Annotated in this window: 3 protein-coding genes; all 3 read left to right on the forward strand. The window is 39.9% G+C overall.

The annotated features are described in order from the left end of the window. Positions 1-33 precede the first annotated feature (33 nt). On the forward strand, positions 34-1,671 hold the full coding sequence (locus tag IEV57_RS17400) for a T9SS type B sorting domain-containing protein (protein WP_188444323.1): 1,638 nt from the start codon (positions 34-36) through the stop codon (positions 1,669-1,671). Between the two features lie 86 nt (positions 1,672-1,757). Next, positions 1,758-2,690 carry a PorP/SprF family type IX secretion system membrane protein gene (locus IEV57_RS17405; RefSeq protein ID WP_188444324.1) on the forward strand — a complete coding sequence of 311 codons (933 nt, stop codon included), beginning with the start codon at positions 1,758-1,760 and terminating at the stop codon, positions 2,688-2,690. A gap of 310 nt (positions 2,691-3,000) precedes the next feature. Further along, a partial coding sequence (locus IEV57_RS17410) for an MBG domain-containing protein (protein WP_188444325.1) occupies positions 3,001-11,135 on the forward strand: 8,135 nt, incomplete at its 3' end.

Consider the following 11,135-nt stretch of genomic DNA (forward strand, 5'->3'; position numbering starts at 1 on the left):
GTTTGTCTATTTACATCCAACTCAAGGACGCTAATGTATAATAATAAAATATGTTTATTCCTCTTAGGAATGATTCTCGGAACTGGTTCAAACCTTTTGGCCCAAGGCTTGACCCTTTCCGGTGATGCAGCCCTCTTTGTTAACTCTCAGGGGATGGTAGTTTCCACAGGGAGTCTGAAACTTTCCGGTACCAGTCAGGTGCATGGAGTAGAAGCTGTTCTCCTGACGGCTTCAGATTTCATCGAAATGAAAAGCCCTGACGCTCGATTGGTTACAGGACAGATTTTAAATTCCTTAAATATTCCTGTTGGAATAGGAAGTAGGGCTTCTCTAAACCTTAAGCCAGGTTCAAATCCTGCTTCCTTCTCTATTGGTATGGACAAGAGTGAAGAAGAAAATTCACTTCCTTTTAAATGGAAAATCAGAAATGTTTCAAGCAACCAAGAATTGAAAACAGGAATTGACTTTTCTTGGGAGAAAGCTGTTGAGCCAGCAGATTTTGAATTAAAAGCATTGCTTATTGAAGAAGATGGAGAGTGGGAACTTCCTTTAAATCAGCAAGTCGGTGAAAACATGATTTCGCTTGTCGATTTTTCTGAGTTTGAGAAAGAGGGGTCTTTTTTCATAGTCAAAAATTTCACAAGAGATTCTGATGAAGATGAAGTGCCCGATATCATTGAAATTAAGAATACTACTGATTTGAAAGATCCAGGAGTGTATTTAGATTCTGATGGGGATGGTGTACCTGACTACGTTGAAATTGTAGATGGAACAGATCCTTTTGACTCCAATGACTATAAAGATTCGGTATCGGATGGTGTGCCTGACTATATAGGTTTCAGATCTCCATTAGCCTTTCTTGATCTGGAAAATGTAAATATCCCTTGGGGGCTTCAGAATTATACACCACTTTTTCAAGACTCTGTATTGACTATGTTGGGTTCAGGAAGGCTATTGAAACTTCCTCTTAATTGGAATTATCAACAGCTGAATATTTACGCAAGAGGTACATATCCTGTCACAAGTGAGTTGGGACTACTTCCTAGAGGTGTTTTCAATGCTTATAATAAAATTGCTACGGTAGATGGTATCGTGCTTCCAAAGCTGGATCCACAGAATATCTTCTTATCAAATAATACTTTCGAAGCTCCAAAATCAAATCAAGAAGTAGCAATTGGATCTTTCATGGTAGAAGATGCTGTGGATAATATTCATTTAATAGGTTTTGAAAGTGGTGTGATGGATAATAATTTCTTTAAAATAGAAAATGATGTGCTCTACTGGAACAGTGAAGACCCTGCTGCAGGAAGAACAAATTTTGCAATCGCTGTTAAGGTCACAGATAGAGACGGAAATATCCTAGAAAAGAACTTCACGATTGAAAGGCAGCGAATTTCATTTGCCGGAATAGAAGTATTCAATACTTTCTCACCAAATAATGATGGCCACAACGATACTTGGGGAGTACCTGAATTGAGATATTATAGAAACGTCAGAATCCAAGTTTTCGACAGGGGGACAGATAGGTTATTCTATACCGAGAATCCAAATGAAATGTGGGATGGAACTTTCAATGGCAAAGAGCTACCAATCGGAACATACTACTGGACGATCGAAGTAGGAGAGACTGGAGAAGTAAGAAAAGGAATGTTAAATCTACTTAGAAAATAAGAATTAGGAATTAGGGAAAAGGTTAAAGGTTAAAGGGAGGACATCCTTTAACTTTTAACCTCGAACCTTTCACCTCAAAAAAAGCTATGAAAAAGATATTTATACTCGTAATAAGCTTCGGACTGAGCACGACCATATTCGCTCAATCAAGAAAATACATTTCTCAATTCAGTCACTTACAGGGTTACTATAACCCAGCGTTGACAGGCTATGAAGGTTCCATGATTCGCGGCTTTGTCCGCAATCAGTGGGCAGGTTGGGAGGGAGCACCGAAGACATACTTTGCCTCAGCAGAACTAGACTTCGGCCAACTCTCTGGTCAGGCCTCAGGAGATATCCTAGGCAAGAATGCCGCAGGAATATCTATCCTGCATGATCAATATGGTGCCTTTGCAGAAACAGAATTTGTGGCTAGCTATGCTTCGAGAATCCAAGTTGGAGAGAAGACCAACCTAAGGCTCGGCGCTGGCTTAAACTATCGCTCTATTCGTTTGGATGGAAATAGCATGACTACCGAACAAGCAGATGATCCGATTGTAGGACAGTACTTTGGGAGCTTCTCGAATATGCAGGTCTTGGACTTCAACTTAGGGATAGCGGTAACGCACCCTAACTACTATGTTTCCTATGCAGTACACCATGTAAATCAAGGAGCGATCAACTCGGGAGATGTGTTCATGGAGAGAATGCCTAGAGTAGGCATCTTCCAAGCAGGATATAGAAACAGGATCAATGATAATCTAGCAGTAGCGACCAACTTTATGTACAGAAGTCAGTCTGATTTACCAGACAACTTAGAACTCAATCTCAAGGTAGTATTGAAAGAAAAGGTTTGGATTGGAGGAGGACATAGAATAGACTATGCGAACAACTTCCAGTTTGGCTTGCTTTTCGACAAGATGCGAATAGGTTATATCTATGAGATGCCGATGTTGAGAAGCTACTTGCTATCGAATGTGACGCATGAATTTATGTTGACTTATGTACTATTTGGAGAGAGAAGGGGGATGATTTGGTAATGTTTCATAAAAAATTTCCTGCCAGCAAACTTGTAAAGTTAGTAATTTTGAGTTGATGAATTTTATTTTAAAAAAGAGTTAACACCAAATACAATTTAAATACTGAAAATTATTGCAATTTCTTTTTAGAATAAAAGCGTAAATCTTATTATATAGGAAATCATTCTTTATAGTGATATGCAGTGTATCTCTTGATTTACATTTTTCTTCATAAAAAAAAATAAGGTTTACATCAATTCTCACAAAAGAATTTTGAAGATCATCTTTATTAATTAAAACATCAAACAATTAGACAATCAAAGACAATCAAATGAAAGATTTTCATATACAAAGTAGAGTACTTAATCAATACTTGAAATATACTCTATTTTCAATCTTGCTATTAATTTCAAATATTCAAGTTGTTAATTGTCAAACAATTTCAATTAAGAATTTTGATTTTCAACAGGATGTTAATGATGATGTATTCAAAGACATGCTTGCCTACAGTTATTCATCCTCATCGAAAACTGGTTTTTCCACTAATGGAGCGAACAATGCTAGGTTGAAGAATAAGAGCGGTGAAAGATTTGGGACTATTTCAGAATTTATTCCTTCTGAAGTTATCACCTTCGATGATCAGGAGCATGTGAATGGGACCTCTTATGGAAATCCTTATACCATTGTGAACGGTAATGAAACTTTTGTTTTTACGCTTAGTGGTGGTGGTCCTACTAATCATGTTTACAGAACTACAGAAACCTTCTGTGCTAATAGTGGTTTTAATCACCTTTCGGCTGGTACTTCTAGTCAAACCACATGGACTATAGAGACGCAAAGCGGAAATGAAATCAATTTAGGGACAATTGATTTTCACAACATCTTCACGTGCTTTGCATTTACTTACAAACTTACAATTGAAGGTTTCAAAAATGGTATATCTACTGGTGCACAATCTTTTGACGTTGTTACAGGATTTAATAATGTCTTTAACTCAAATTCAAGCTTTGATGACGTAGATAAAATCGTAATTACTGCAGCAGATATCTCCAATTTAGGTATAGATGATATCGAATGGATATCAAACGCTTCCGCAAGTACTGCTCCAACTGTAACCACTTCCGCAGTTACCAATATTACTTCTTCGGAAGCTACTTTCAGTGGAGAAGTGACAGGAGATGGCGGAGCTACAGTTACTGAGCGTGGCTTTGTTTATGGAACTGAGACCAATCCGACTACTTCAAATACCAAAGTACAAGAAGGGACTGAAATAGGGTCTTTTTCGGAGGTAGTCACGGGACTTATTGCCGGAACAACTTATTATGTTCGTGCTTATGCCATTAATAGTGAAGGCACAAGCTATGGGGTAGTGGAGAGTTTTACGACCTCACCTCCTGTTGGTCTTTCAGCAAATGATGTTTCAACTTGTTCCGGATCTGAGGTAACCTTAACAGCCACTGGAACTGGTACAATTAAATGGTACGACGCAGCAACTGGAGGCAACCTACTTTTTCAAGGAGCTACTTTCGTCACTCCTGCTCTTTTGTCTAATACTACCTATTATTTACAGGATGATAACTTCAGTGGGACGAGAACACCCGTTAATGTTACCATTCTATTTGGTAGCATTTGCGGGAGTGTTATAGATAATGTGTTCACCTTAAAACTTCCATCGGGAGGAACAACGATTTTTGATTTAAATACTTTAATAAGTGGAAATAAGTTGACACTAATCGTTGCCAACACTCAAAACAGTCTTGTTCTTGCCTCTGATGTCAATGGTATCAGTACAAATGGCACTTCGACCATCACGGTAGATTTGGGAGAGTTTTCAACTTTTGCAGGATTGTCAGTATTAGGCAATTCAGGTACTGATCTGGTGACTATTGGTGTAGGTGGATTGGATTTCAGTGAATTGCCTGGTGCAGATAATCAATTAATTAACATAAACCTAAGTTCAGCTACCGATCAACTCACAGTATTTGGACCGATTAAAACAAAGGGAACAGGAGATTTATACATACAAAGTGGCTTAGGTTTCGATATCGGAGCAACTTTGACTACGTTGGATACCCTAACTATTCATTCAGGTGGAACGGTTACTCAGTCGTCCGCCATTTCCTCAAAAACTTTGATGCTAGGTAAGACTGGGAATACGGGTACCTATATCTTGACCAATTCATCAAACAATGCTGTTGACCTGCGTGCAGTAGCAACTGGTTCCATTAGCTACACTGATATGGATGGGATTATCGTAAGAAACGCAACGACTGCAGGAGATGTTACCATCTCTGCTGGGGGAAATATATCTGTGGAAAATACAGGGATTCAAATGAACTCTGGATCAGGAAGTGTAGAACTGACGAATAGTTCAGGTACAATCACGATCAAAGGAAATGGAATTAGAACTAAGGGAAATGTTACGGTAAATAGTGTCGGAACGATTTCTTCCATTAGTAAGGCTATAGATAATTCTTTAGGATCTGGCTTTATAAATATGACTAGTTCTACGGGAGGTATTACTTCTGCAGGAAATGGGCTACGTTCTAATGGTAATATTATATTAGAAGCTTCAGGTAGAATTACTATTTCAAGCAGTGGGGTTATTGGAGCTTCAGGATCTGGCGATATCATTATTACTAGTACGGACAATGAAGTGGATATTTCTGGACAAGGGGTTAGCTCTAGGGGGGAACTAACGGTACGGTCTAAAGGGAAGATTTCAACTAGTGGATCATCTGTTCGGAATAATAATGGCACTGGAATATTACAGCTTATTTCTTCAGAAGGTGGCATTACGACCAGAGGGACAGGAATTGTTTCAAGGGGTGATATTTTTATATCGGCAGCAGGAGATATTGCGCTAAACGATGGCTCAACAAATAATCGTTCAGGTACTGGAAATGTCAGAATAATTACGAGTTCAGGTTCAATCAATACCGGTTCTGGGGGAGTTACTTCAAAAGGAAAAGTAACCCTTTCAGGCACTGGGGACATCATGATAAGGGATTCGGGGGTTGATAACAGAGTGGGGACTGACAGTATTACAGTGAACAGCTCTGCCGGGAAAATCACAATAAATGGTAGTGGAATAGAATCAAAAGGCGTAGTGAAATTGAATGCTTCTGGGCTGATATCAGTAAGTGCAGGAGGGGTGGATAATACCTACGGAACAGGTAAAAATATTTTAGCGACAAGTACTTCTGGTAAAATAGAATTGACCGGTGCAGGTTTCAAATCTAAGGGGAATGTTTATGTAGAAGCGAATAATGGTGTAGATATTAACCGAGGCGGTGTTCAAAACCACTACGGAACTGGGGAGATCAGCATCAAATCAGTTACCGGTCAGGTTTCAGTATTTGATTGTTTCAATTGCTCAGACGCGGATTATGGAGTGAAATCTTTGGGTCAAATTACGATTGAAGCTGATTTGATTGATTTGACTGGTCCTGTGAATGCAAATACAAATACTGTATATGTCAAGCCTGCAAGTAATGATATGGCCATTGATTTAGGTGGTTTGGAAACTATGGGTATTCTTGGTCTTTCCGGAACAGAACTAGGACGGATTACAGCCAGTGAAATAATAATAGGTGATGAGAACAATACATTAGAGATTGTTGTCAACACCGCGCTTTCAACAGACTTAAACCTTACTTTAAAAGCAGCCACTGAATCTGGAACCCTTAATCTGAAAGAGTCACTTTCTGTTGGAAAAGTTGACTTGAGTGGAATCAGTAATTACCAGACCTCCATTCTCACGTCAACTACTTCAAATCAATTGATTGTGGCAGAGTCTGTCCAGTTAGGATCAGGACTTACATTAGAATTAAATTCAATAGCAGCCAATCTTAAAGCAGGGGATGAAATTTTATTGATTGATAATAAAGGGACTGAGGCTGTAACGGGTACTTTTAATGATTTGGAAGAAGGGGTGATTTTTGAAGAAGAAGACGAAAACTCTAATCCTATTTTCTTTAAGATCAGCTACCTAGGTGGAGATGGGAATGACGTGGTACTTGAAGTTATGTCATTAAATCTTCAGATCATTGTTGATTCTAAATCAAAAACACTGGGGGCAAAAGACCCTGAGTTTACAGTCAGCTATTCCTCAGCTCTAGGTGAGATCGACTTATCTAAATTGATAGGAGATCCAGTTTTTGACCGGGAATCCGGAGAAACTGTTGGGGCTTATGAGATTACTGCAAGTGGAATAACTTCTGATTTTTATGAAATCACCTATGTAGCTGGGAATTTGGCCATCCTCGGTCCGCCTGCTTTCCTTTCTAATCCTACCGTTTTGGAGATTGGCTATGGTGAAAATTACAGCTATCCGGTGAGTGCAAGTGAGGAGGGCGATTTAGAAACTATACTCTCTGCACCCGTTCTGCCTTCTTGGCTTGAGCTTTCAGCGGCAGGGGCAAGTCAATCTACTGTTCTTGCTAGCTTTCAAGAAGGAGATGACGTGATGAGTATAGCGGGAGATGGTGAAGGGAATATCTTTGCGATGACATTTGATGGAACAAGGATTTTCAAAGTTGCTCCTGATGGGACTTATGATACTTGGGCTTCAGGTCTATCCCAGAAAGTTTCTTTTTCAATGGCGGTAGATTCAGAGTACTTGTATATCGGAGTAATAAGTTTTGGAGAAATTCAGGATGGTCCTGCGCTGTTAAGGATTCCTATTGCCAATCCAAGTTTAGGGGAAGAGGTATGGCTTACCCAGGAAGAGTTGGGAGGAGCAGTGTTGAAAGTCATTTCAAAAGGAGACTATATCTATGCGACTGTTTTTTCGGAAGCTGGTGGTCTTCAAAAAATTCATAAACAAACAAAAGCAATAGAAAACTATCTTTCCGAAGTAGGGCCTTTGCTTGGATTTACATTTGACGAAAATGAAGACCTTTATTTCTTAAATTTCCCCAATGCACAGCAGGATTATGGAATTTTTAAATATGACGGTGCGACTAAAGAGCTTCTTGTACCAACAGAGAGTATAGGCGCATTTCCTTTGACAATCGAAAAATCCCAAGATGGTACTTGGTATATATCTTATATCAATGAAAGTAATGTAGGGGGAGTAAGGAAGTACGTGTCAGATTTTAGTTCATTTGAAGATGTGGACCAAGATATTGAAAGACCAGGTATTTTTCTTATGTTGATGACTCCCACTGGAAAAATTATTTATAGGGATGTATCATCAATACAAGGTAATCCTCAGCAAGGAACATTTGAAATTTATCAAGTATCCTTTGGGGCAACACTTAAAGGGGTTCCGAAAAAGTCTGATATCGGAGATCATCCGGTTACACTTCGGGCAACCAATGAAGCTGGATCGGTAGATCAAGAGTTTGTTATTAGAGTCGTTGATAAAACTTCTCCAGTTGTCACCTCTTTCAGTCCTGCAAATAATGCTACTGAAGTTGAGTTACAGCCTACTTTGTCCATTACTTTTGATGAGGAAGTTGTATTGGGTAATTCAGGAATAGTTAAGCTTGGTAAAGTTGGTATTGATGGATGTACCATTGAATCCTTCTTGGAGTATGATTTGAGTGATGTTAAAGATAGATCAGTATTTGAGCTTTCTGGGGACAAACTTACAGTCTCATTTAAAATTAGTGAGAATCTTCCTGTAAATAGTCAAGTCATTGTGGAAATCCCTTCAGGTTTTGTAGCAGATTTGATAGGAAATCAATTTGCAGGCTTTTCAGCAATCACTTATACCTGGTCATTCACTACAATTAATAAAAATGAACAAACGATCACATTTGATGAAATAGAAAATAAGACTTACGGAGATGCCAAATTCACTTTAGGAGATGCGGTAACAGACCAAGGTTTAATTGTAACTTATACTGCGGAGGATCCAAATGTTGTTAGCATAACAGGGAATCAGGCAACGATTTTAAAAGTAGGTTCGACTAAAATCACAGCCATTCAAGTTGGAGATGAGGAAAATTTCGGAGCTACACCAGTTCAGAGGATATTGAATGTCGATAAGGCCACCTTAATGGTCACTGTGAATCCAAGTCAGATAAAGGTTTATGGGCAATCAGATCCAACTTTTGATTATAAAGTGACTGGTTTTGTGAACGAAGAGGAAGCATCAAATATTCTGACTGGTACACTCAGCAGAGATAATGGTGAAGAAGTTGGAAACTATGCGATCAACCAAGGAGACTTGAGTTCAAATGATAATTATGGAATCTCCTTCACAGGAGCTGACTTTACCATAATCCCAGCAACGGTAACGGATGTTGAATTCAAGGACGATAGCTTCGTTTATGACGGAACGGCTAAGTCCCTTGTGATTACAGGTGAGCTTCCGGAAGGAACCTCAGTAGTATACAGCAACAACAGCCTGACCAATGTTGGAAGCCAGACGGCAACTGCAACAATCACGGGAAGTAACTACACTACACAGGAATTGACCGCTACTTTGGCGATCACCCCAGCTACGGTGACGGGAGTTGAATTGAAGGACGCCAACTTCATCTACGACGGTATTTCCAAGTCTCTTGCGATTACAGGTGAGCTTCCGGAAGGAACCTCAGTAGCATACAGCAACAATAGCATAACCAATGTTGGAAGCCAGACAACAACAGCAACGATCAAAGGTGCTAACTACATTACTCTGGAATTGACAGCGACTTTGGCCATCACCCCAGCTACGGTTACGGGAGTTGAATTGAAGGACGCCAGCTTTGTTTATGACGAAACTTCCAAGTCTCTTGCGATTACAGGTGAGCTTCCGGAAGGAACCTCAGTAGCATACAGCAACAATAGCATAACCAATGTTGGAAGCCAAACGGCAACTGCAACGATCACGGGAAGTAACTACACTACACTGGAACTGACAGCAATTTTAGCGATCACCCCAGCTACAGTGACGGGAGTTGAATTGAAGAGTACCAGCTTCATCTACGACGGTATTTCCAAGTCCCTTGGGATTACAGGTGAGCTTTCGGAAGGAACCTCAGTAGCATACAGCAACAATAGCTTAACAAATGTTGGAACTAATGTCGTAACAGCTACCATAAGCGGCTTGAATTATAAGACTCTTACGCTTAGTGCAGAGTTAAAAGTGACTCCAGCTTCAGTTTTAATTACGGCAACTGATAAGTCAAAAGTCTATGGCGAAGCCAATCCAGCCTTAACCTTTACTTACACAGGTTTGGTGAATGGTGATACACAAGTAGCAACAGAGCCAAGCATCGCAACAACTGCTACGGCAAGCTCAAATGTTGGAACTTATCCGATTACTTTATCAGGTGGAGTAGATGCGAATTATGACATCATTTTGGTTAATGGAACACTGACAGTTGGTCAAAAAGCAGTAACCATCACAGCTGAGAACAAGTCGAAAGTTTATGGCGAAACAAATCCAGCTTTGACTTTCACTTACATAGGTTTGGTGAATGGTGATACGCAAACAGCTATAGAACCAAGTATCAGCACAGCAGCCAACACAGGTTCAAATGTTGGAACCTATCCAATCACTTTAACAGGAGCATCAGATGCAAACTATGATATTACTTTGGTTGCAGGAGAGTTGGAAGTAACCCAAGCTAATTTGACCATCACTGCAGATGACAAGTCGAAAGTTTATGGTGAAGCAAATCCAGCCTTAACATTCACTTACTCAGGTTTGGTAAATGGAGATACACAAGTAACTACAGAACCAAGCATCAGCACAACAGCCACGACAGATTCGAATGTTGGAACATATCCAATCACCTTGACAGGAGCATCAGATGCGAACTATGGCATCACTTTGGTTGATGGAGGGTTGGAAGTGACACAGGCTACTTTGACCATCACAGCCAATGAAGGACAGTCTAAAGTCTTTGGAACGGCTGATCCGGTATTGAGCTATTCTGCAACAGGTTTTGCAGCTGGTGATGATGAACAAGTATTGACTGGTACTTTGACAAGGAATGCGGGTGAAGCTGTAGGAACATATCCAATCAATCTTGGAAGCTTAGCAGCTGGAGGAAACTATCAGATTGTATATACAAGCGCAGATTTTGAGATTATCCCTGCGGTGATTGAGGCGGTCATGCAGCCTGCCCCAATCGAGACAGTTTGGGGAGTTTATCCAGGTTTACCTTCCACAGTCACAGTAATGACAACTGATGGTCAATTCCTATCATTACCGATCACATGGGATTTACAAACCTTGTATGTATTCGGGAATGGAGAATATCCACTAACGGCAAGCATTAATTTACCATCAGGAATTCTGAATACGGAAGCGTTGACAGTTGAGATCGTAGTGACTGTTCTTCCTAAGCCAGCACCAGAGGATATTCTGCTTGACAACAACAGTTTTGAGGCGGAAGCTGGACAGAATTTTATCGCAGTAGGTAACCTGACCGTAATCGACCCAATCGATAATCAGCATGATATTTCATTGGCGGATTTGGCCTTTGACAATGTGTATTTCCAGATCAACAATGGAACCTTATT

It is taken from the genome of Belliella aquatica (assembly GCF_014637795.1).
In the GTDB taxonomy this organism is placed as follows: domain Bacteria; phylum Bacteroidota; class Bacteroidia; order Cytophagales; family Cyclobacteriaceae; genus Belliella; species Belliella aquatica.

Bases quoted from the DNA above. Each gene is read 5' to 3' on its own strand.
- IEV57_RS17400 (WP_188444323.1), top strand. From the start codon at position 34: ATGTATAATAATAAAATATGTTTATTCCTCTTAGGAATGATTCTCGGA.
- IEV57_RS17405 (WP_188444324.1), top strand. From the start codon at position 1,758: ATGAAAAAGATATTTATACTCGTAATAAGCTTCGGACTGAGCACGACC.